20 protein-coding genes are annotated in these 21,561 nt (G+C 71.7%); 19 read left to right on the plus strand and 1 reads right to left on the minus strand.

Annotated elements, in window-relative coordinates:
- Positions 1-63: 63 nt before the first annotated feature.
- From BLV02_RS35890 to BLV02_RS24790, 3 genes are read left to right on the plus strand one after another with little or no spacing between them, the layout of a single operon-like run.
- A complete protein-coding gene (locus tag BLV02_RS35890; RefSeq protein WP_074946953.1) occupies positions 64-789 on the plus strand; it encodes a CAP domain-containing protein in 726 nt (241 codons plus the stop codon).
- A gap of 39 nt (positions 790-828) precedes the next feature.
- On the plus strand, positions 829-1,206 hold the full coding sequence (locus BLV02_RS24785) for a MerR family transcriptional regulator (RefSeq protein WP_069109150.1): 378 nt from the start codon (positions 829-831) through the stop codon (positions 1,204-1,206).
- Positions 1,207-1,244: 38 nt separating this feature from the next.
- Positions 1,245-2,237, plus strand: coding sequence for an aldo/keto reductase (locus tag BLV02_RS24790; protein WP_069109149.1), 993 nt, complete (start codon positions 1,245-1,247; stop codon positions 2,235-2,237).
- On the opposite strand, the gene BLV02_RS24795 is transcribed toward BLV02_RS24790, so the two are convergent.
- On the minus strand, positions 2,192-3,049 hold the full coding sequence (locus BLV02_RS24795) for a YndJ family protein (protein WP_069109148.1): 858 nt from the start codon (positions 3,047-3,049) through the stop codon (positions 2,192-2,194). The two genes, BLV02_RS24790 and BLV02_RS24795, sit on opposite strands and share 46 nt — an antisense overlap.
- A 35-nt stretch (positions 3,050-3,084) precedes the next feature.
- Here BLV02_RS24795 and BLV02_RS24800 point away from each other — a divergent pair, with 35 nt between their 5' ends.
- From BLV02_RS24800 to BLV02_RS24875, 16 genes are all read left to right on the plus strand, one after another.
- Positions 3,085-3,780, plus strand: a complete 696-nt coding sequence (locus BLV02_RS24800; protein WP_069109147.1) for a YggS family pyridoxal phosphate-dependent enzyme — start codon at positions 3,085-3,087, stop codon at positions 3,778-3,780.
- A 160-nt stretch (positions 3,781-3,940) separates the two neighbouring features.
- Positions 3,941-6,562, plus strand: a complete 2,622-nt coding sequence (gene topA / locus BLV02_RS24805) for a type I DNA topoisomerase (RefSeq protein ID WP_069109146.1) — start codon at positions 3,941-3,943, stop codon at positions 6,560-6,562.
- 806 nt (positions 6,563-7,368) lie between these two features.
- Positions 7,369-8,310 carry an alpha/beta hydrolase gene (locus BLV02_RS24810; protein ID WP_069109145.1) on the plus strand — a complete coding sequence of 314 codons (942 nt, stop codon included), beginning with the start codon at positions 7,369-7,371 and terminating at the stop codon, positions 8,308-8,310.
- A 1-nt stretch (position 8,311) separates the two neighbouring features.
- Entirely contained in the window at positions 8,312-9,700 is a 1,389-nt protein-coding gene (locus BLV02_RS24815) for a dihydroorotase (RefSeq protein WP_069109144.1), read from the plus strand.
- A gap of 12 nt (positions 9,701-9,712) precedes the next feature.
- Positions 9,713-10,693, plus strand: a complete 981-nt coding sequence (locus BLV02_RS24820; protein ID WP_069109143.1) for an LLM class flavin-dependent oxidoreductase — start codon at positions 9,713-9,715, stop codon at positions 10,691-10,693.
- Between the two features lie 16 nt (positions 10,694-10,709).
- Entirely contained in the window at positions 10,710-11,171 is a 462-nt protein-coding gene (locus BLV02_RS24825; protein WP_074946654.1) for an SRPBCC family protein, read from the plus strand.
- Complete coding sequence (locus BLV02_RS24830) at positions 11,168-11,971, plus strand: FAD binding domain-containing protein (protein ID WP_069109141.1); 804 nt, start codon at positions 11,168-11,170, stop codon at positions 11,969-11,971. Before BLV02_RS24825 ends, BLV02_RS24830 begins: the two co-directional genes overlap by 4 nt.
- Positions 11,968-12,471: a (2Fe-2S)-binding protein gene (locus BLV02_RS24835; RefSeq protein WP_069109140.1), complete on the plus strand. Its 504-nt coding sequence runs from the start codon at positions 11,968-11,970 to the stop codon at positions 12,469-12,471. The genes BLV02_RS24830 and BLV02_RS24835 overlap by 4 nt, the downstream gene beginning before the upstream one ends.
- Positions 12,464-14,743 (plus strand): xanthine dehydrogenase family protein molybdopterin-binding subunit, encoded by a 2,280-nt coding sequence (locus tag BLV02_RS24840; RefSeq protein ID WP_069109139.1) that lies wholly within the window; start codon positions 12,464-12,466, stop codon positions 14,741-14,743. Before BLV02_RS24835 ends, BLV02_RS24840 begins: the two co-directional genes overlap by 8 nt.
- A 51-nt stretch (positions 14,744-14,794) precedes the next feature.
- Complete coding sequence (locus BLV02_RS24845; RefSeq protein ID WP_069109138.1) at positions 14,795-15,508, plus strand: GntR family transcriptional regulator; 714 nt, start codon at positions 14,795-14,797, stop codon at positions 15,506-15,508.
- A 174-nt stretch (positions 15,509-15,682) separates the two neighbouring features.
- Positions 15,683-16,468: an ABC transporter ATP-binding protein gene (locus tag BLV02_RS24850; RefSeq protein ID WP_069109137.1), complete on the plus strand. Its 786-nt coding sequence runs from the start codon at positions 15,683-15,685 to the stop codon at positions 16,466-16,468.
- Positions 16,458-17,309: an ABC transporter permease gene (locus tag BLV02_RS24855; protein ID WP_069109136.1), complete on the plus strand. Its 852-nt coding sequence runs from the start codon at positions 16,458-16,460 to the stop codon at positions 17,307-17,309. Before BLV02_RS24850 ends, BLV02_RS24855 begins: the two co-directional genes overlap by 11 nt.
- Positions 17,309-18,100, plus strand: a complete 792-nt coding sequence (locus BLV02_RS24860) for an ABC transporter permease (RefSeq protein ID WP_069109135.1) — start codon at positions 17,309-17,311, stop codon at positions 18,098-18,100. Before BLV02_RS24855 ends, BLV02_RS24860 begins: the two co-directional genes overlap by 1 nt.
- A gap of 78 nt (positions 18,101-18,178) precedes the next feature.
- Positions 18,179-19,240, plus strand: coding sequence for an ABC transporter substrate-binding protein (locus BLV02_RS24865; RefSeq protein ID WP_083288202.1), 1,062 nt, complete (start codon positions 18,179-18,181; stop codon positions 19,238-19,240).
- Between the two features lie 29 nt (positions 19,241-19,269).
- Positions 19,270-20,454, plus strand: coding sequence for an MFS transporter (locus tag BLV02_RS24870; protein ID WP_069109133.1), 1,185 nt, complete (start codon positions 19,270-19,272; stop codon positions 20,452-20,454).
- On the plus strand, positions 20,447-21,316 hold the full coding sequence (locus BLV02_RS24875; RefSeq protein ID WP_069109132.1) for a DMT family transporter: 870 nt from the start codon (positions 20,447-20,449) through the stop codon (positions 21,314-21,316). The genes BLV02_RS24870 and BLV02_RS24875 overlap by 8 nt, the downstream gene beginning before the upstream one ends.
- Positions 21,317-21,561: the final 245 nt, after the last annotated feature.

The following is a 21,561-nucleotide window of genomic DNA, read 5'->3' on the forward strand; positions in this document are numbered from 1 at the left end:
AGGAGGTTTCGGACACTCCGGGCCGGGGCAAGAATGCCCTCCGTCGAGTGGACGGAGGCGGGCATGCGGCCGAGGCGGGCGAGCACCGCGGCCTGCGCCGCCGCCATCGTCGTCCTGGTGACGTCCGGCTGCGGCGACGAGCCGATGGCGATTCCGCGGACGGAGAGCGCCGAGCTGGTCCCGCTGGAGTCGTCCTCGCCGCCTGCCGAGACGCCCACCCCGACGCCGACGCCGTCCGAGACCCCGACACCCACGCCCACCCCGACGCCGACCCCGGAGCCCGAGCCGACCGAGGAACCGGAGCCCGAGCCGTCGGAGAGCGAGGAGCCGGAACCGGAGGAGCCGGCCGAGCCGGAGCCGACCAACGCCGGCACGCCCGAGCCGCCGGTCGAGCCGGACCCCGAGGGCATGTCGGAGCGCGAGCAGGAGGTCATCGACCGCACCAACGAGGTCCGCGCCGAGGAGGGCTGCGGCCCGCTGCGCGCCGACGACCGGCTGCACGAGGCCGCCCTCGCGCACAGCGCCGACATGGCCGACCGCGACTACTTCGACCACGAGACGCCGGAGGGCGTCGGGCCGGGCGAGCGGGCGGAGCGGGCCGGGTACGACGGCTGGGGCGGCGAGAACATCGCCTGGGGCTACCAGTCCGCCGAAGCGGTCGTCGACGGCTGGATGGACAGCGAGGGCCACCGGGCGAACATCCTGAACTGCGACTTCGAGGCCATCGGCGTCGGCGCGGCGGACAGCTCCCGCGGGCCGTACTGGACGCAGACGTTCGGCTACGAGTGACTTGACTTCGAGTGCACTCGAAGCCATACCGTCGTTGACGTGACGACGCTCACCGCACCGTCCGAGACCATCTCCGAGGTGGCCGAGCGCACCGGCGTGACGGCCCACACGTTGCGCTACTACGAGCGCATCGGCCTGCTCGACGTGCCCCGCGACAGCGCCGGGCGGCGTCACTACACCCCCGACGACGTCGACCGGGTCGTGTTCATCACCCGGCTGCGCCAGCTCGACATGCCGATCCGCGACATCCAGCGCTACTTCGAGCTGGCGGCGCTCGGCCCGGGCACCGAGCCGGAACGGCTGGCGCTGCTGGTCGAGCACCGCGAGGCGGTGCGGGTGCGCATGGAGGCGCTGCGCATCGCGCTCGACGTCGTCGACTTCAAGATCGCCAAATACGGCGGCAGCGCGGCCCCGTAGCCGCCCAGCACCCGACACACAGCAACGCAAGGAGCACCATGTCCCTACCCCAACGCGCCCTCGGCCGGTCCGGCCTGACGGTGTCCGCCCTCGGCCTCGGCTGCATGGGCATGAGCCAGTCGTACGGCCCCGGCGACGACGCCGAGTCGATCGCCACCGTCCACCGCGCGCTCGACCTCGGCGTCACGTTCCTCGACACCGCCGACATGTACGGCCCGTACGTCAACGAGGAGCTGGTCGGCCGGGCCATCGCCGGCCGCCGCGACGAGGTCGTGCTGGCGACCAAGTTCGGCATCGTCCTCGACCCCGACGACCCGCTCGCGCGCGGCTTCGACGCCAGCCCGGCCTACGTGCGCGCGTCCATCGACGGCTCGCTGCGCCGGCTCGGCGTCGACCACGTCGACCTCTACTACCTGCACCGGGTCGACCCGAAGACCCCGATCGAGGACACCATCGGCACGATGGCCGAGCTGGTCCAGGCCGGCAAGGTGCGCTACCTCGGGCTGTCCGAGGCCGCCGCCGACTCCATCCGCCGGGCGCACGCCGTCCACCCCATCGCCGCGCTGCAGACGGAGTGGTCGCTGTGGAGCCGCGACCTCGAGGGCGACATCGTCGGCACCTGCCGCGAGCTGGGCATCGGCCTGGTGCCGTACAGCCCGCTCGGCCGCGGCTTCCTCACCGGCGCGATCACCTCGCCCGACGACTTCACCGACGACGACTACCGGCGGCACAGCCCGCGGTTCCAGGGCGAGGCGTTCCAGCGCAATCTGGAGCTGGTCGAGACGGTGCGCGAGCTGGCCGCCGCGAGGGGCGCGACAGCGAGCCAGGTGGCGCTGGCCTGGGCGCTGGCCCGTGGTGACGACGTCGTGCCGATCCCCGGCACGAAGCGGCGCCGTTACCTGGAGGAGAACGTCGCCGCGCTGGACGTCACGCTGACCGCCGCCGAGCTGGAGCTGCTCGACTCGATCGTGCCCGCCGGCGACCGCTACGCGGACATGACGTTCGTCGCGGGGGTGTCGCCGGCGCGCTGAACCCGGCGCCACGCGAGCAGGCCGCACAGCGCGAAGCCGAGCGCGTTGGCCAGGCCGTGGGTCGCGGCCATCCACGTCAGCGACAGGTGTGGGACGGCGTCCCAGACGTGGCCCGCGGCCCAGCTCAGCGCCAGCAGCATCGTCACGGCGAGCACCGCGGCGCTCACCCCGAACAGCGCCCGGGTCATGCGGCCGCGGGCCGACGGCGCCACGTCGCGCCACACGGTCCAGCCGAGCAGCCACATGCCGGCCGTCAGCACGACGGCGCCGGCCAGCTCGACGCCGTCGCCGGTGAAGTAGCCGAGGAACACCAGCGCGATCCCTACGGGCACCGTCACCGCGGCCACCGACGACGACGGTGACGGCGCCCGGCTCGCGGTCAGCCCGGCAACGAGCGCCGCCGCGAATCCGGCGTAGTGGAAGTGCGCCACCGTCAGCAGCTGCGTCGTCATGCCGAAGCCGAGCAGCTCCCAGCCGCCGCGCTCCGCGATCAGCGAGCTCGCCGCGACGGCCGGCGCGACCATCGCCGTCAGCACCGCGATCTCGACCGGCGCCAGCGACCGCCGGCGCAGCAGCCGCAGCAGCGCCAGCACCGCGAGCCACGCCGTCACGGCCGCGTAACAGCAGGCCAGCGCGACGGCGAAGGCGTCGCCGCGGTCGAACAGCAGGGACAGCCCGCCGAGCAGCCCGGCGAACGGCCATACCTGGCCGACCGGCCCGAGCCGCCGCCGGTCGTCGTCGACCAGCCGCAGTCCGAGCGGCACCACGACGACCATCGCGAGCGCGAGGATCCAGCCGACCAGTACCGTCACGACTGAGACTCTAGGACGGACCTGGAAGGGGATCGATGCCGGACATCCGGGAGAACCTGGCGGCGGTGCGGGCGCGACTCGACGAGGCGTGCGAGGCGGCCGGCCGGGCGCCGGACGAGGTCGAGGTGCTGCTCGCGACCAAGACCCAGCCGGCAGCCCGCATCGCCGAGGCGATCGCCGCCGGCGCCCGGCTGATCGGCGAGAACCGGGTCCAGGAACTGGCGGCGAAGGACGCCGAACTGTCCGGGCTGCCCTGCGAGCGGCACTTCATCGGACACCTGCAGTCGAACAAGGTCAACCAGGTGCTGCGCTACGTCAGCTGCGTGCAGTCCGTCGACGGCGTCGAGCTGGCCGACCGGCTGCAGCGCCGGCTCGAGGCGCTCGGCCAGACGCTCGACGTGCTGGTGCAGGTCAACACGTCCGGCGAGGCCAGCAAGTCCGGCGTCGCGCCGGACGACGCGGTCGCCGTCGTCAAGGAGGTCGCCACCCGCGACCGCCTGCGCGTCCGCGGCCTGATGACGGTCGGGCTGCAGTCGCCCGACGACGCCCTGGTGCGGGCGTCCTACCGCGATCTGCGGGTGCTGCGCGACCGCGCCGCCGACGCCGTCGGGGCCGCGTTGCCGGTGCTGTCCATGGGGATGAGCGGCGATCTGGAGGCGGCCGTCGCGGAGGGCGCGACGCTGGTCCGGATCGGCTCCGCGGTGTTCGGCGCGCGGCCCCGGACGGCCTGATGCCGCAGCAGACGGCGGTGTTGATCATTGGCGGCGGGGATCGCCGTCTGGTTATCCTCTTCGCGTCTCGGGAACAACGTCGGATACCGTGCGTTGTCGCAGGGGAGTGTTCGTGAGCCGAAGGGGTCGGTTCACCGTGCCCGGGGAGTGAGGAGCATTCATGGCCCGATCCACGAACGGCACGGCCCGCCGCCGTCTCGTCGTCGTGGAGTCGCCGGCGAAGGCCAAGACCATCGCCGGCTACCTTGGCGACGGCTACATGGTGGAGTCGTCGTTCGGCCACATCCGCGACCTGCCGTCGAAGAAGACCGAGGTCCCCGAGGCCGAGCGCGAGCGCTACGGCAACCCGGTCGGCGTCGACGTCGACGGCGGGTTCGAGCCGCTGTACATCGTGCCCGCGGGCCGGGCCAAGGACCAGGTCAAGAAGCTCAAGACCATGCTCAAGGAGGCCGACGAGCTCCTGCTCGCGACCGATGAGGACCGCGAGGGCGAGGCCATCGCCTGGCACCTGCGCGAAGAGCTGAAGCCGAAGGTCCCGGTCCGCCGCATGGTCTTCCACGAGATCACCCGCGACGCCATCCGGGCCGCCGTGCAGAACCCCCGCGAGATCGACGAAGACCTCGTCGACGCCCAGGAGACGCGGCGCATCGTCGACCGCCTCTACGGCTACCAGGTGTCACCGGTGCTGTGGCGCAAGGTCATGCAGGGCCTGTCGGCGGGACGGGTCCAGAGCGTCGCGACCCGCCTCGTCGTCGACCGCGAGCGTGAGCGCATGGCGTTCCGCTCCGCGGAGTACTGGGACCTCAAGGCGACCCTCGACACCGGCACGTCCGACGACCCGCACGCCTTCGAGGCGCGGCTGGCCACCGTCAACGGCACCAAGGTCGCCACCGGCCGCGACTTCGACGCCCGCGGCCAGGTGAAGAGCCGCGATGTCGTCGTGCTCGACGAGCAGCGCGCCCGTGCCCTGGCCGCCGCGCTCGGCGACGCCGACTACACCGTCCGCTCGGTCGAGGCCAAGCCGTACACCCGCAAGCCGTACGCGCCGTTCCGCACCACCACCATGCAGCAGGAGGCCTCGCGCAAGCTGGGCTACGGCGCGGCCCGCACCATGCAGGTGGCGCAGCGGCTGTACGAGAACGGCTTCATCACCTATATGCGTACCGACTCCATCACGCTGTCCGACTCCGCGCTGAACGCGGCCCGGGCGCAGGTGGCGGAGCTGTACGGCACCGAGTACCTGCCCGACGCGCCGCGCAAGTACACCAGCAAGGTGAAGAACGCGCAGGAAGCGCACGAGGCCATCCGCCCCGCCGGCGACTCCTTCCGCACTCCGGCCGAGACCGGCCTGCGCGACGACGAGTACCGGCTGTACGAGCTCATCTGGATGCGCACCGTCGCCTCGCAGATGCGCGACGCCAAGGGCGAGACGCTGACGGTCCGGGTCGGCGCCACCGCCGCAACGGGCGAGCTCGCTGAGTTCGTCTCGTCCGGCCGCACCATCACCTTCCACGGCTTCCTCAAGGCCTACGTCGAGGGCGCCGACGACCCCGAGGCCGAGCTCGACGACCGCGAGCGGCGGCTCCCGCAGCTCAGCGAGGGCCAGGGGCTCACGGCCGCCGGCATCGAGCCCGAGGGCCACAGCACCAAGCCGCCGGCCCGCTACACCGAGGCCACGCTGGTCAAGGAGCTGGAAGACCGCGAGATCGGCCGCCCGTCCACGTACGCGTCGATCATCCGCACCATCCTCGACCGCGGCTACGTGTTCAAGCGCGGCACCGCGCTGGTGCCGGCCTGGCTGGCCTTCGCCGTCGTCCGGCTGCTGGAAGAGCACTTCACCCGGCTGGTCGACTACGAGTTCACCGCCAAGATGGAGGACGTCCTCGACGAGATCGCCGGTGGCCGGGCCGACCGCGCCGCCGAGCTGGCGCAGTTCTGGCACGGCGACGACAGCGTCGCCGGGCTGAAGAAGCTTGCCGACAACCTCGGCGAGATCGACGCCCGCGAGATCTCCTCGTTCCCCATCGGCGAGGGCTTCACGGTGCGGGTCGGCCGCTACGGGCCGTACCTCGAGGACATCGAGGGCAACCGCGGCAGCATCCCCGAGGACCTCCCGCCCGACGAGCTGACCGTCGAGCTGGCCGGCGAGCTGGTGGCGCGCGGCAACGGCGACCGCGAGCTGGGCCAGAACCCGGCCACCGGGCGCACCGTCGTCGCGAAGTCCGGCCGCTACGGGCCCTACGTCACCGAGCTGCTGCCCGACGACGCGCCGAAGAACGAGCGCCCGCCCACGGCGTCGCTGTTCAGCAGCATGTCCGTCGACACCATCTCGCTCGACGAGGCGCTGCAGCTGCTCACCCTGCCGCGGGTCGTCGGCAAGGACGCCGAGGGCACCGAGATCGTCGCGACGAACGGCCGCTACGGCCCGTACGTCAAGAAGGGCGCCGACTCCCGTTCCCTGCCCGACGAGCCGTCGCTGTTCACCGTCACCGTCGAGGAGGCCGAGAAGCTGTTCGCGCAGCCGAAGGGCCGCCGCGGCGCACGGGCGGCCACGCCGCCGCTGCGCGAGCTGGGCACCGACCCCGCGTCGGGCAAGCCGCTGGTGGTCAAGGACGGCCGGTTCGGCCCGTACATCACCGACGGCGAGGTCAACGTCACGGTGCCGCGGGGCACCGACATCGAGCAGCTCACCACCGAACGGGCGGTCGAGCTGATCGCGGAGAAGCGGGCGAAGGGCCCCGCGCCGAAGAAGCGGGCCGCGCGGGCGAAGTCGCGCAGCTGAGCTCCCGCGGGGCCGTGCGCCACGCTGCGCCGCGCCGGTCGAGGTTCGCCGGGGCCGCCTGGGCGTGAGGGTCCGGACGGCGGTGGTGTTTCCGGCGGGTTGACCTGAGCGCCAACTGTTGGCGTTCTCGTCACCCGGGGCGGCACACCACTGCCGCTCCCACGGCGGCGGCCGCTGCCTTGACTGCTGCCGCCACGGCCCCGCCCCACGGTCGCCCGCCCGCCGAGGCTGCCCGCCACGATGGTCACTCCCGGTCGCCTGCCCGGCTGCGCGTGTGCGTCGCCTGGCGTGCGGGCAGCCGTTCGTCGGGGTCGCCTGGGCGTAAGCCGCGGGCGGCGATGGTACTTACGCGCGGGTTGACCTGAGCGCCAACTGTTGGCGTTCCTGTCACCTGGGCAGCACACTACCGCCGCTCCCACGGCGGCGGCCGCTGCCGCCACGGTGGCCGGCCCCGTCCGCCTGCCGCCTGCCCGGGCGCGTCGCCTGGTGTGCGGGCGGCCGTTCGCCAGGGCGCCCGGGCGGGAGGATCGGGCCCGGGCGATGGTGCTTGCGCGCGGGTTGACCTGAGCGCCAACTGTTGGCGTTCTCGTCACCCAGGCGGCACACCACCGCCGCCCCCGCTGCCCTGACTGCCGCCGCCCCGGTGGCCGGCCCGCCCGCCTGCCGGCCGAACCACGCCCAACCCCGTCGCGGCAGTCCGCCGCACGTTGGATACAACATAAGATAGCCGCCAACGTGGCCCAGCATCTTGCCCGCCAAGCCCCTGGACTTTAGACTCTGTATCAATTATCCAAAATGGAGGTTCGATGCGGAGCGAAGACGTCGTCTTCTATAGCGAGGGCAGCCGGATCTCGGCGTCCTGGCGCACGCCGGATCGGTCCGACGGGCCGTTGCGGGCCATCGTGCAGGGGCCGGGCTGGCTCGGCCTGAAGGACGCGAAGCTGTACGTCCGGTACCACGAGGCGCTCACCGCCGCGGGCTTCGGCGTGCTGATCCTCGACTACCGGGGCTTCGGCGACTCCGAGGGCGAGAAGAAGCTCTCGCCGGCCGTCCAGCTGCAGGACCTGCGCAACGCCGTCACCTACCTGACCACGCGCGACGACGTCGACGCGGACCGTATCGGGGTGTTCGGCTCCGGTGGCACCGGGGGCGGCAACGCCGTCCTGCTGGCCGCCGTCGACGACCGTGTGCGGGCCGCCGTCAGCCAGCTCCCCGTCGCGAACGGACGCGACTGGCTGCACCGCATGCGCTCGGAGTACGAGTGGCTCGACTTCCTCGAGGGCCTCGACGCCGACCGCCGCGAGCGGGTCACCACCGGCAAGGGCCGGCTGGTCCACCCGCGCGAGGAGATCATGGTCCCGACGCCGGAGCGGCGGGCCACGAAGGTGAAGGCCGACGTCGACAGCCGCATCCCGACGGCGGTCTCGCTGGCCGCGGCGGACGAGATCCTCGAGTACGACCCGCTGAGCGCCGCGCGCACACTGACGACGCCGCTGCTGGTCATCGGCATCGAGGGCGACGCCACCACGCCCACCGACCACGCCGTGGCGATCTACGAGGCCGCGAAGGGCCCGCGCAGCCTGGTCATGCAGCGGCACACCACCCACTACGCCGCCTACGACAAGTACTGGGAGAAGGTCACCCCGGCGATCGTGGGCTGGTTCGACACCTACCTGAACAACGGCGACGTCGTCATCACCACCCAGGACGGCCCGGCCGAATCGGTGACGTATCTGGAGGGGCAGTGACATGGCAGTGACGACCCGGATCAGCGGAGGCGACGTCGTCACTCCGGACGGCACGGTCCGCGCCGACATCCTGATCGGCGACGACGGCACCATCGCCGGGCTGGTCTCGCCCGGCACCGCCATCGGCGACGACGCGACCGTCGTCGACGCCACCGGCCGGCTGGTGCTGCCCGGCATGGTCGACGTCCACGTGCACACCCGCGAACCCGGGTACACGCACAAGGAAGACATCATCACCACCACCGAGCAGGCCGCGGTGGGCGGCGTCACGACGATCTTCGGCATGCCGAACCTCGACCCGCCGACGACCGACCGCAAGACGCTCGACGAGGTCATGGCGCTGTACGCGGAGAAGTCGATCGTCGACTACAACCACAACCCGGCGCCGACGAACTTCGACGACATCGCGTCGATGGCCGAGGCCGGCATCAACGCCTACAAGATCTACATGGTCGTCGACACCGGCCGCACCTACCCGCACCCGGCCGGCACCGGCATGCACGACCACGGCCACCTGCTGCAGATGATGGACCGCATCAAACCCACCGGGAAGCGGTTCATCATCCACCCGCACGACCAGGCGCTGATGGACTACATCGAGGGCGAGGTGCTGGCCCGCGGCGACAACACCCCGCAGGGCTACGCCAGCGCCTACGCCGCCCGCGACGGCGTCATCTGGGACACCGCCATCGACGTGGTGCTGCGGCTGTCCGAGGCGTCGGGCTGCCCCATCCACATCGCGCACATGCAGACCCGCCGGTCGATCGACGCGGTCCGCCGGGCCAAGGCGCGCGGCGTCGACGTCACCGGCGAGGTGAACCACTGGGCGCTGTTCCTGTCGACCTGGAGCGACGTCGAGACGCAGGGCCCGTACGTGCTGTCGTACTGGGTGCCCGACGACCACCGCGCGGCCGTGTGGGAGGGCCTGCTCGACGGCACCATCGACATGATCTCCTCCGACCACGCGCCGCACACGCGCGAGGAGAAGGAGGTCGGCTGGACGAAGATGTGGAGCGCCCACACCGGCACTCCCGGCATCCAGTACTACTACCCGCTGCTGCTCGACGCGGTCCGCCTGGGCAAGCTCCCGCTCGAGCGTGCCGTCGAGGCCGCCGCCCGCCGTCCGGCCGACGCGTTCGGCCTCACGGGCCGCAAGGGCCGCATCGCCGTCGGCTACGACGCCGACCTGGTGGTGGCGAACCTCGACAGCCCGTGGACCATCACCAACGACGACGTCCTCTCCCGCATCGGGTGGACGCCGTACGACGGCCGCAGCCTCGGCGTCCGGTTCGAGCGCACGCTGGTCCGCGGTACGGACGTGTTCGCCGACGGCGCCGTCGTCGGGAAGCCCGGCCACGGCCGGCTCGCCACCGCCCACCCCTCCGCCTGAAGGACGTTGACGATGAAGTATGGACTTCTGCTGCCCCACTTCGGTGAGCAGGCCGACCGTGACAAGCTGCTGCGCGGTTCGCAGCGGGCCGAGGAACTCGGCTTCGACTCCGTGTGGGTGCGCGACCACCTGGTCTTCGAGCCGCACGGCGAGATGGAGAAGCCGAACCGCACCTTCTACGACGCGCTGACGACGCTCACCGCCATCGGGGCGGTCACCGAGCGGATCCAGCTGGGCACCGGCTCGCTGATCCCGTTCCGGCACCCGCTGGTCACCGCGCTGATGGCCGGCACCATGTCGCACCTGCTGGGCGCCGACCGGCTGATCCTCGGGTTCGGTGCCGGCACCTTCGACCACGAGTTCGACGCCATCGGCTGGGGCGACCGTGACCGCGTCGAGCTGGTCCGCTCCAACGCGGAGATCCTCAAGCGGGTCTTCACCGAGAACGAGGTCAGCTACAAGGACGACAACTTCTCCTTCGAGGACATCACCATCGAGCCGAAGCCGCTGGGCGGGCGCATCCCGTTCTGGTACTGCGGCGCCACGCCGCGCTCGGCCCGGCTCGCGGTGGAGTTCTGCGACGGCTGGATGCCCGGCCGCATCGCCATGGCCACGCTGAAGAAGCGGGTCGAGACCATCGAGGAGCTGTCGGCGGCGGCCGGCAAGCCGCGGCCCACCATCGCCGTCATCCCGCCGACCTCGATCGAGCGCACCCGCGAGGAGGCGCTCCAGCACGTCAACATCCCCGGCCTGCTGGCCTGGGCGAACAAGTCCAAGTGGGCGGTCAAGCCGCCGTCGGGCGCGTTCGAGACGGTCGACGATCTCGAGGGCCAGCTGATCGCGGGCGACGTCGACGGCGCCGTCGAGGAATGCCGTAAGTTCGAAGCAGCCGGCGTCGAGCACCTGGTCTTCGACTTCCGCTTCAAGTTCGACAAGTGGTTCGACCAGATCGAGCTGCTCGGCAACGAGGTCCTGCCCAAGCTCAAGGGCTGACGAGAAGGGGGCCCGCATGCCTCGAAGTGAGTTCGGCCGAGAACTGACGGTGTCCGCGGCGCCGGCGCAGGCCTGGGCGACGCTGATCGACGTGCCCGTGCTGGTGTCGTGGATCAGCGTGCTCGAGCAGGCCGAGGAGCACGAGCACCTGGCGCGGTACTCGGCGGTGCTGCTGGACCGCCTCGGCCCGTTCAAGCTGCGCGCCGACCTCGCCATCACGCTCAGCGACGTCCGCACCGAAGAGCACGTCACGGTGCACGCCGAGGGCGAGGACCGCCAGGTCGGCTCGCGGCTCGTCGTCGACGCGACGCTCGACCTCGCACCGTCCGGCGACGGCGGCACCACGGTGCGCGTGGCCGGCGTCTACGAGGTGAGCGGCAAGGTCGCGGCTATGGGCGGCGGGACCATCAACAAGAAGGCCGAGAAGATCATCGGCGAGTTCTTCGCCAACGCCGAGAAGGTGCTGGGCGCCGTATGACGCTGCCGCCGTTCGCGTTGCGGCGTCCCGCGACGCTCGACGAGGCGCTGGGCGAGCTGTCCGAGGACTCGGTGCCGTACTGCGGCGGCACCGAGCTCCTGCTCGCCATGCGGGCCGGGCTGCACCGGCCCGACGCGCTGGTCGACCTCAAGCGGGTGCCCGAGCTGTCCGGAGTCCGCGTCGACGACGACGTGCTCGTCGTCGGCGCGACCGAGCGGCACGCCGACCTCGCCGCGCACCCCGTCATCCAGGAGCGGCTGCCGGTCTTCGCCCGCATGGAGAAGCGCATCGGCAACGCCCGCGTGCGCAGCCAGGGCTCCATCGGCGGCAACCTCTGCTTCGCCGAGCCGAAGTCCGACGTCGCGACGGTGCTCATGGCGCTGGGCGCCTCGGTCACGCTGGCCGCACCCGCCGGGCGGCGCACCGTCACGGTCGAGGAGTTCGTGGCCGGCCCGTACTACGCGGAGAAGGAGCCCGACGAGCTGCTGGTCGACGTGCGCATCCCGCTGCGCGACGGCCTGCGCGGCGCGTACGTGAAGTTCCAGACCATGGAGCGGCCGACGGTCGGGGTCGCGGTGCTGGCCGACGACGCCGCCGGGTGGTACCGGCTGGGCGTCGGCGCGGTCGGCGAGGTGCCGCTGGCGTGGTCGTTCGGGTCGCTCGGCGAGATCGACCCCGACGCCGTCGCCGGCTGGGTCGACCCCACGCCGGACCTCTCCGGGTCCGAGGAGTACAAGCGGCACGTCACCGCGGTCTACGTGCGGCGTGCCCTGGCCAAGCTGGAACAGGTGAGCGCATGACCGAGCCTTCTGGGCCTCCCGGCGTCCCGGTGACCGTCGACGTCAACGGCGTCAGCGTCAGCCGGCAGGTGGAACCGCGGTCGCTGCTGGCCGACTTCCTGCGCGAGGACCTCGGCCTGACCGGCACCAAGGTCAGCTGCGAGCTGCAGGTGTGCGGCGTGTGCACCGTGCTGGTCGACGGCCGGCCGGTCAGTTCGTGCACGTTCCTCACCGCCGACGCCGACGGCGCCGCCGTCACCACCGTCGAGGGGCTGTCCGACGGGCAGACGCTGCACCCCCTGCAGGAGTCGTTCGTCGACAACTTCGCGCTGCAGTGCGGGTTCTGCACGCCCGGGTTCCTGATGATGTCGAAGGCGCTGCTCGACGGCGACGACGTGCCCGACCGAGCGGCCATCGTCGAGCACCTCGAGGGCAACATCTGCCGGTGCACCGGCTACGAGCCGATCGTCGAGGCGGTCGAGCAGGTCGCCGAGCAGCTGCGGGGAGGCGCGCATGGGTGAGACCGTCGTCGGGCGTTCGGTGCGCCGGCCCGACCTCCTCGAGAAGGTCACCGGCGCGGCGGAGTACTGCGTCGACGTGACGATGCCCGGCATGGCGCACGCGAAGGTCGTGCGTTCCGACCGCGCGCACGCCCGCATCACCGGCATCGACGTGGCGGCGGCGCTGGCGAGCCCCGGCGTCGTCGGCGTGGTGACGGCCGACGACATCTCGGCGCTGTACGCGCGGTTCGGCCACATCGTCTCCGACCACTGGATCCTGGCCACCGGGAAGGTGCGCTACTACGGCGAGCCGGTCGCCGTCGTCGTCGCCGAGACCGTCGCGGCCGCCGCCGACGCCGTCGAGCTGGTCCGGGTGTCCTACGAGGACCTGCCGTCCGTCATGGACGTCGACGCCGCGCTGGCCGACGGCGCGCCGCTGGTGCACGAGCGGTCCTACGACGCCACCGGCGACGAGTCGTTCAAGAACCTCTCGCACGTCGACGACTCCGCCGAGGAGGCGCTGTCGAACGTCGCGCACGAGGTGAGCATCGGCTGGGGCGACGTCGACGCCGCGTTCGCCGAGGCCGCCGTCGTCGTCGAGAACACCGTGCACTTCCCGATGCTCTACGCGTACGCCATGGAGCCCTACAACGCCGTCGCGTCGTACCACGAAGGCGCGCTGACCGTCGTCTCCACGGCGCAGCACCCGTACATGGTCCGCGACGACCTCGCGCGGGTGTTCTCGCTGCCGCTGTCGCGGGTGCGGGTCACGTCGCCGTACCTCGGCGGCGGCTACGGGTCGAAGTCGTACACGAAGGTCGAGCCGCTGGCGTCGGTGGCGTCGTGGGCCACCGGCCGGCCGGTGAAACTGACGCTGACCGTCGAGGAGGCCATCTACACCACCCGCGTCGACTCCGCGCGCGTCTGGGTGAAGAGCGGGTTCGCCGCCGACGGCACCATCCTGGCGCGCGAGTTCGACATCCTCATGGACTCCGGCGCGTACGCCGACAACAGCCCGCTGGTCATGGCGAAGTCGGTGAACCGCTGCTTCGGCCCGTACCGGGTGCCGAACCTGCGTGCGCACGGCCGCTCCGTCTACACCACCACGTCGCCGGCGTCGTCGTACCGCGGGTTCGGGGCGCCGCAGGGCAACCTCGCCGGCGAGACCAACCTCGACCAGGCGGCCGAACGGCTGGGCATCTCCGGCGCCGACATCCGCCGGCGCAACCTCGCCCGCAAGGGCGAGCAGATCCTGCCCGGCAAGCGCGGCATCGACGCCGACATCCCGGCCGACCTCGAGATGGTGGTCGAGTCGCTGGAGCGCGACCGCAAGGACGTCGCGCACTACGGCATCGGCTTCGGCTGCTCCGTGTCCGACGCCGGCGCCTACCCGATCTCGACCGCCCAGGTGCGCATCCAGACCGACGGCTCGGTGCTGGTGCTCAGCGGGTCGACGGAGATGGGCCAGGGCAGCCGCTCGCTGCTCGCGCAGGTCGCCGCCGAGGAGCTGGGCGTCGACCTCGCCGTCGTCACGGTGGTCCAGTCCGACACGTCCGTGACGCCGTACGAGCGGACCACCGGCGCCAGCCGCACCACCACGCTGGTCGGCCTCGCACTGCAACGCGCGTGCGCCGACGCGCGGTCACGGCTGCGCGACATGGCCGCCGAGCTGTTCTCGTGCGCGCCCGAGGACGTCAGCGACCTCCCCGGCGCGGTGGCCGGCCCGGACGGACGCGAGCTCGACTTCGGCGCCGTCGTGCGGCAGTGGTTCGGCGGCTCGGCCGGCGAGGTCACCGGCGTGGGGTTGCTCCGCCGCGACGGCGCGACCCAGCAGATGCCGCCGTTCTGGGAGGTCGGCATGGTCGGCGTCGCGGTGGAGATCGACCCCGAGACCGGCGTCGTCGCCGTCGACCAGCTGGTCACCGTGGCCGACGTCGGCTTCGCCATCAACCCGCGCGCCGTCGAGGGCCAGGACCTCGGCGCCGCGACGCAGGGCCTGGGCATCGCGCTGCACGAGGAGCTCGTCTACGACGGCGCGCAGCTGGCCAACGCCAACGTCGTCGACTATCGCGTGCCCCGCGTGCAAGATCTTCCCCGCAAGATCGATCTGATGATTGCCGAGCGCCGCGATGGTGTGGGACCGTATGGCGCCAAAGGCGCGGGGGAGGGCACGCTCAACCCCATCGGCGGGGCGGTGGCGTCGGCCGTGGCCCGGGCGACGGGGCGCTGGCCCGACCGGCTGCCGCTCACTCCCGAGCGCGTCTGGCGCCTGATCAATGGACGCACGCAGTGATCACCCAGTTGAATGTATTCTTGATAACCCCTTCAGAGCAGAGGAACGTGCATGGGTAGGACGAGCGCGCGCAATGGCGGGACGGCCCCGGCCGACGACGAGACTCTCGACGTCATCGCCAAGTCCGTGCGCGGCACGTTCATGACCGTCGAAGAGATGACCCAGGCGTTCATCCGCGAGGCCATCCTGCAGGGCGCCTTCCCGCCCGGCCACCGCCTCAACCTCGACGCCATCGCGTCCCATCTCGGCGTGAGCCGCATGCCCGTGCGGGCCAGCCTCCGCCAGCTCGAGGGTGAGGGCCTGGTGCGCATCCACACGCATCGCGGCGTCACCGTGTCGGTGCTCAGCCCGTCCGAGATCGCCGAGATCTACGAGCTGCGCATCCTGCTCGAGGGGCACCTGATCGAGCTGTCCATCCCCAACCTCACGCCCGAGGTGCTCGACGACCTCAAGCGGCTCGCGGTCCAGCTCGACGACACCACCGACCTCGCCACCGGTCTGGAACTGCGCAAGGAGTTCTACGAGCGGCTCTACGCGCTGGCCGACCGGCCCCGCACGCTCGCCTCGGCGAAGAACCTGCGCGACTCCGTCGGCCGGTACCTCCTGCTGCGCCGCGTCCCCGAACGCGGCGGGCACCCCGGCCTCATCGCCCACCTCGAAGCCGGCGACGTCGAGAAGGCCAAGACGTGGCTGGCCACGCACCTCGGCCGGGTCTCCGTCGAGCTGCAGGCACTGGTCGAACAAGAGGAATCCGAGACCGTCTAAGGGGTGTCCCGCGGATCTTCGGCGGGACACCCCACCGGCCGCCTCCGGGCGCCAGTGTTTCGATCGCATCTCAGCCGCCGAAATCTCGTTCTCCGCTGTTGACGCGTTCGCGCACCGCACCTAGTGTATCCAAAATCATGTAGACGAATGTCCCATCATGAACGGACGGATCTGATGAGCGTCCTCACCATCGAGAACGTGTCCAAGACCTTCACGACCAAGCGCGGCCGTGTCGTGCAGGAGACACACGCCCTTGCGGACGTCAGCCTGTCCATCGACGAAGGCGAGTTCTGCGTCATCATCGGCGCCAGCGGGTGCGGCAAGTCCACGCTGCTGCGCATGATCGACGGCCTGACCGCGCCCTCGTCCGGCCAGATCCTGCTGAAGGGCCGCCCCATCACCGGCCCCGGCCCCGACCGCGGCGTCGTCTTCCAGCACGCGCACCTGCTGCCCTGGCGGACCGTCCGCAAGAACGTGGAGTTCGGGCTGGAGTGTCTGGGTGTCGGCCAGCGGGAGCGCCGCGAGCGCGCCGCCACCTACATCGACATGGTCGGGCTGTCCGGCTTCGAGGACCACTACCCGGCCCAGCTCTCCGGCGGCATGCAGCAGCGCGTCGGCTTGGCCCGCGCGTTCGCCGTCGAGCCGGAGATGCTGCTGCTGGACGAGCCGTTCGGCGCCCTCGACGCGCAGACCAAGATCGTCATGCAGGGTGAGCTGGAGCGGATCTGGGAGGTGCGCCGCAGCACCGCGCTGCTCATCACGCACGACATCGAGGAGGCGCTGTTCCTCGCCGACCGCATCATCGTGATGAGCAACCGGCCCGGGCGGGTGGCCCAGATCGTCGACGTGCCGTTCGCCCGGCCGCGCCGCGACGACCTGCGCAGCGACCCCGAGTTCGCGAAGATGAAGTTCCAGCTCTGGGACGCCCTCAAGTCGGGGACGGCCGGCCGTGCGGCCTGAGTCGGCGGCGCCGGTCGCCGAGGCCCCCGCCACCCCCGTCCCCGCCGCGCCGGCCGCCCGCGACCGCCTGCCCCTGTACCAGCGGGTGTGGTTCCAGCGGACCGTCACCTGGGGGCTGCTGCTCATCGCGTGGGAGCTGTTCGCGCGGCGGGTCGGGCCGTTCTTCTTCCCCAGCCTCAGCGACGTCGCGGACGGCTTCCAGACCATCGTCGGCGACGGTTCGCTCGGCCTGGTCGCCGAGAGCTTCACCCAGATGCTGGTCGGCTTCGGCATCGCCGTGCTCATCGGGGTGCCGGTCGGCCTGCTGATGGGGACGTTCCGCCCGGTCGAGTTCCTGCTCGGGCCGTACGTGAACGCCTTGTTCGTGACGTCGCTGGCGGCGGTGCTGCCGTTCATCATCCTGGTGTTCGGCACCGGCTTCGAGTTCCGGGTCGCCGTCGTGGCGCTGTTCGCGATCTTCTACGTCACCATCAACCCGGCGAACGGTGTCCGGTCCATCGACCCGGCCGTGCTGGAGATGGCGCGGTCGTTCAACATCGGGCCGGTCAAGCGGTTCCTCTCGATCACGCTGCCCGGGACGCTGCCGTTCATCATCGCCGGCCTGCGACTCGGCCTCGGCCAGGCCGTCCAGGGCATGATCATCGCCGAGCTGTGGGTGACCATCGGCACCGGCCGGAAGCTCACCACGCTCGGCCTCGACCGCAACCTGGGCGAGTTCTTCGCCCTCGCCGCGGTGATCGTCCTGGTCGGCACCGCACTCACTCAATCGCTCATGCTCGCCCAGAAACGGTTCACCCCGTGGTCCGGCGACGTGGCGGCCAGCGTCAGGGGGGCGAACTGATGGCGTCGACGACGAAACCGGCGGCCGCCCGCATCGATCCGACCGGGCCGATCCTGATGTGGACGCTGCGGATCACCTCGGTGATCGCGCTGCTCGCCGCCTGGGAGTGGTACGGCCGCAAGCCCGAGTCGTTCACCATCGCGCCGGTCACCGAGGTCGCCACCGCCATGTGGGACGGCTTCGCCAGCGGCGACTTCGGCCGCGCGCTCGCCGGCACGATGCTCACCATGGTGGTCGGCTACGTCATCGCCGCCGTCATCGGCGTCGGCGTGGGCCTGTGGATCGGGGTGTCCCGCTACGCCCAGAACACCATCGAGCCGCTGGTGCACGCCGGCTATGCGACGCCGGTGTCGCTGCTCATCCCGATCCTCGGCATCTACACCGGCCTGGAACTGCGCGGCCGGATCATCCTCGTGGTGCTGTGGTGCGTCTTCGAGATCCTGGTCAACACCTCGACCGGGATCAAGGAGGTTCCGCCGGCGCTGATCGACGTCGGCAAGTCGTTCAACGCCTCCAAGTTCGACCTCTATCGCAAGGTCGTGCTGCCCGCGGCGAGGCCGTACATCTTCCTCGGCCTCAAGATCGGCGTCGGCCGCGCGATCCGCGGCGCGGTGACGGCCGAGCTGCTGCTGTCCGCGGCGAACCTGGGCCGCGTCCTGCTCGGTGCCCAGTCCACGTTCGACATTCCGACACTTCTCGCCGGCATCGTCCTGACGATGCTGCTCGGCCTCGTGCTCATGCGTCTCGCGTCCTTCGTGGAGCGCAGGAGCCTGGCCTACCGGACCGCGTGACCCCACGTCGCGCAGTCACGATCTCGCGGTTCTCCGACGTCCCGGCCCTGGTGCCGGTCTGTTCATCCGGAGGTTCTCATGGCACGTCAGACAGCGATCCGAGCCGCCGTGCCAGCCGTCGCGCTGGTGCTTGTCGCCGCCGCGTGCGGTGGCGGTGACGACGATGCGTCCACCAGCGGCGGCGACGGCGCCGGCACCATCAGGGTGGCGAACACGTCGCCGACCCAGCCCGGCTTCGTCCCGGCCAAGTTCGGCGTCATCACCTATGGCGAGAACTTCGGCCTGGACATGACCATCGACAACTTCACGACGTTCGACTCCCACGCGGTGGCGACCCAGACCGTGCTGTCCGGCCGCGCCGACGTGGTGGCCGGCTCCCTGGTCTCCAACCTGCTGCTCAACGAGCAGGGCCAGGACTTCAAGCTGTTCTGCCCGTACATCGCGCAGGACGACTTCGTCATCGCCGGCGCGAACGGCATCTCGTCGGTGGAGGACCTGTTCGACGCGAACACCCGGGTCGCGCTGGACAGCCCCGGTGGTGCCGGCGACGTCATCCTCAACGCCATGCTGCAGGCGCTCGGCCAGGAACAGACCGCCGCCGACATCCCCGGCATCCAGATCCTGGAGTCGTCGGGCCTGCGTACCACCGCGTTCGCCTCCGGCGACGTCGACGCGACGGTGATCCACGACTACCAGTACTACGAGGCCGCCGAGCAGGCCACCGACCCGGTGATCATCGCCAGCCTGTTCGAGGAGGTGCCGGACTTCGTCAAGGAGGCGCACGCGGCGCCGGCGGCGTGGCTGGAGGAGAACGCCGAACTGGCCGCCAACTACTGCGCCGCGGTCCTGATGGGCATGCGGGAGCTGTCGGCCGACTACGACGCGTTCGTCGGCGCCGTCGAGGAGTTCGCCGACGTCGAGGAGATGCCCGACGACGAGACGCTGCGCGCGCTGCACACCAGCGCCGTGGACTACGGGTTCTGGCCCGGCGAGGACGGGGGGCTCAGCGAGGAGAGCGTCACGTTCATGGCCGAGGTGGGCGTGAAGTCCGGCCTTCTGGAGGAGGTGCCGGAGTACGAGGACGTCGTCGCGGTCGACGTCCTGGAGCGTGCCCTCGAGTTGGTCGAGGAGCAGTCCTGACCCACCCGGGACCGGGCCGGTCCCGGCCGGTGGTGGCGGTCGCGTGCGTAGCCGCCGCGGTCGCCACCACCGGCGTCCAGGGCCTGGCGCCGATGCTGCCGGCCATGCAGGAGGCGCTGTCGCTCGACGACGCCGAGGTGGCGCTGTTCACCACCGCCTACCTGCTGCCGGGCGTCGTCCTCGGTGTTCCCGCCGGCCTGCTCGCCGAGCGGTTCGGGCGGCGGGCCGTGCTCTGTCTCTCGCTGGCCGTCTTCGCGGTGGCCGGGCTGGCGCCGCTGCTGGAGCCGTCGTTCGTCCCGATCCTGGTGTCGCGGGCGGTGCAGGGCGCGGCGTTCGGCGCGATCCTCGCGCTGACGATCACCCTCATCGGCGACGTGCTCACCGGTCCGGCGCAGGCCGCCGCGCAGGGCCGGCGCATCGTGGCCATGACGGCCGGCGAGGCGGTGCTGCCGGCCGTGGCCGGACTGCTCGTGGCGGTGGCGTGGTACGCGCCGTTCACGCTGTCGGTGCTGGCGGTGCCGGTGGCGGTGTGGGGCTGGTTCGCCCTGCCGCCTCCGTCGCGGTCCGCCGTGGACCGGTCCGTCGCGGGAGGGCGGGCCGCCCGTCCGCCGTCGACCCTGCGCCAGGTCGGGCACAGCCTCCGCGACGGCGGCATCCTCGGCCTGCAGGTGCTGGCGTTCCTCCGGTTCTTCTTCAAGTTCGCGCTGCTGACGTACTTCCCGCTGCTGGCCGTCCGGGAGGCCGGGCTGTCGGTGGCCGCCACCGGCATCGTCCTCGGCGCCGCGAGCGTGCTCGGCGCGCTGACGGCCGCGGCGTCGGGCCGGCTGCTGCGCCGGTTCCGGGCCACCACGGTCGTGGCGGCCTCGATCGTGGTCACGGTGGTGGCCTTCGTGGTGCTCGGCCTCGCGGCCCAGGCGGTCGCGGTGGTGGTGTGTCTGCTGGCCTTCGGCGCCGCCGACGGTTGCTATGCCGTCGCGCAGAACGTGCTGGTCACCGAGGCGGCGCCGCCGGGCGCGCGGGCGGCGTTCGTGTCGCTGACCGGTGCGGTGCGCAACCTCGGCAAGCTGGCGGCGCCGGTGGCCTGCGGCGCGCTCGCGGTGCTGCTGCCGCTGCCGTCGGTGTTCCTCGTGATGGCCGCGGCGGGCGCCGCGCTGGCGTTCGTCCTCGTGCCGGTGTCCCGGCTGGAGACGTCGTTGCGGCGCTCCCATGGGTGACCTGCTGGCGGTGCTGGCGCTGCTGCTGTTCGCCGGCAACGCCTTCGTCGTGCGGGCCGCCGCCGCGCACCTGGGCCAGCGGGTCGGCTTCCTCGTGGCGCTGGTGGCGAACGTCGTGGTCGCGGCCGTCCTGGTGGCCGTACAGCTGGCGGTGCGCTCCGAACCGCTGCGGATCGATCCGTTCGCGGTGGGGATGTTCGCCGTCGCCGGCGTGTTCGCCGGCTATCTCGGCCGCCGCGGGTACTTCCGCACCGTCGAGACGATCGGTCCGTCGCGGGCCAGTGCCATCCAGAACAGCAGCCCGGCGTTCGCGCTGGTGCTCGGCTGGCTGCTGCTCGGTGAGCGGCTCGGGCCGGTCGAGCTGGCCTGCATGGGCGGCGTCCTGCTCGGCCTGTATCTGGCCAGCGGACGGCTGGCCGGTGGCGCGGTGCCGTGGCGGGAGATCGGCGTGGGGCTGTTCTCGGCAGCGGCGTACGCGGTGGGGAACATCATCCGCGGCGACGCTCTGGACCGCTGGTCCGAGCCGCTGCTCGGGGCGCTGGCCGGCGCCGTCGCCGCCACCGTCGTCTACGCGCTGCTGCACCGCCCGGCCTGGTCGGAGGTGGCCGGGCCGCGACGGCCGCGCCGGGGCCTGGCGCTGTGGCTGCTCAGCGGCGCGCTCACGATCGGCGGGCAGGCCTCGGTGATCGCGTCGACGGCGTACCTCCCGGTGTCGGTGGCGGTCGCGATCTCCGCCGCCACGCCCATGGTGGTGATCCCGGTCAGCGTGCTGCTGCTGGCCAACCGCGAGCGGGTCCGGCCGCGCACGGCCGTCGGTGCCGTGCTCATCGCCGCGGGCGTGGCCGGGCTGCTGCTGGTGTGACGCCTGCTCCGAAGGGAGGCTCGTCTGATGTTTCCGTAGGGTTCGCCGGAGCTGCGCCGGCCGGGACCACGGCGCTCCGCGTCGACCACGGCCATGATCATGGTCCCTGGCGGTCGCTGACACGCCGCGAACGCACATGATCATGTCGGGAGGGCCGGCCGGCCGACCGTGCACCTGACGCGGCGATCTCACACCGCCTCTGGTGGCGTCTGGCATCCCTCTACCGTCCGCCGAGTAGACACTGT

The organism is Jiangella alba (assembly GCF_900106035.1).
GTDB lineage: Bacteria > Actinomycetota > Actinomycetes > Jiangellales > Jiangellaceae > Jiangella > Jiangella alba.

What these genes read in the sequence shown, in the direction of transcription:
- BLV02_RS35890 (WP_074946953.1), top strand. Translation starts at nt 64, where the DNA reads ATGCGGCCGAGGCGGGCGAGCACCGCGGCCTGCGCCGCCGCCATCGTC.
- BLV02_RS24790 (WP_069109149.1), top strand. Translation starts at nt 1,245, where the DNA reads ATGTCCCTACCCCAACGCGCCCTCGGCCGGTCCGGCCTGACGGTGTCC.
- BLV02_RS24800 (WP_069109147.1), top strand. Translation starts at nt 3,085, where the DNA reads ATGCCGGACATCCGGGAGAACCTGGCGGCGGTGCGGGCGCGACTCGAC.
- topA (WP_069109146.1), top strand. Translation starts at nt 3,941, where the DNA reads ATGGCCCGATCCACGAACGGCACGGCCCGCCGCCGTCTCGTCGTCGTG.
- BLV02_RS24810 (WP_069109145.1), top strand. Translation starts at nt 7,369, where the DNA reads ATGCGGAGCGAAGACGTCGTCTTCTATAGCGAGGGCAGCCGGATCTCG.
- BLV02_RS24815 (WP_069109144.1), top strand. Translation starts at nt 8,312, where the DNA reads ATGGCAGTGACGACCCGGATCAGCGGAGGCGACGTCGTCACTCCGGAC.
- BLV02_RS24820 (WP_069109143.1), top strand. Translation starts at nt 9,713, where the DNA reads ATGAAGTATGGACTTCTGCTGCCCCACTTCGGTGAGCAGGCCGACCGT.
- BLV02_RS24825 (WP_074946654.1), top strand. Translation starts at nt 10,710, where the DNA reads ATGCCTCGAAGTGAGTTCGGCCGAGAACTGACGGTGTCCGCGGCGCCG.
- BLV02_RS24830 (WP_069109141.1), top strand. Translation starts at nt 11,168, where the DNA reads ATGACGCTGCCGCCGTTCGCGTTGCGGCGTCCCGCGACGCTCGACGAG.
- BLV02_RS24835 (WP_069109140.1), top strand. Translation starts at nt 11,968, where the DNA reads ATGACCGAGCCTTCTGGGCCTCCCGGCGTCCCGGTGACCGTCGACGTC.
- BLV02_RS24840 (WP_069109139.1), top strand. Translation starts at nt 12,464, where the DNA reads ATGGGTGAGACCGTCGTCGGGCGTTCGGTGCGCCGGCCCGACCTCCTC.
- BLV02_RS24845 (WP_069109138.1), top strand. Translation starts at nt 14,795, where the DNA reads ATGGGTAGGACGAGCGCGCGCAATGGCGGGACGGCCCCGGCCGACGAC.
- BLV02_RS24850 (WP_069109137.1), top strand. Translation starts at nt 15,683, where the DNA reads ATGAGCGTCCTCACCATCGAGAACGTGTCCAAGACCTTCACGACCAAG.
- BLV02_RS24860 (WP_069109135.1), top strand. Translation starts at nt 17,309, where the DNA reads ATGGCGTCGACGACGAAACCGGCGGCCGCCCGCATCGATCCGACCGGG.
- BLV02_RS24865 (WP_083288202.1), top strand. Translation starts at nt 18,179, where the DNA reads ATGGCACGTCAGACAGCGATCCGAGCCGCCGTGCCAGCCGTCGCGCTG.
- BLV02_RS24875 (WP_069109132.1), top strand. Translation starts at nt 20,447, where the DNA reads ATGGGTGACCTGCTGGCGGTGCTGGCGCTGCTGCTGTTCGCCGGCAAC.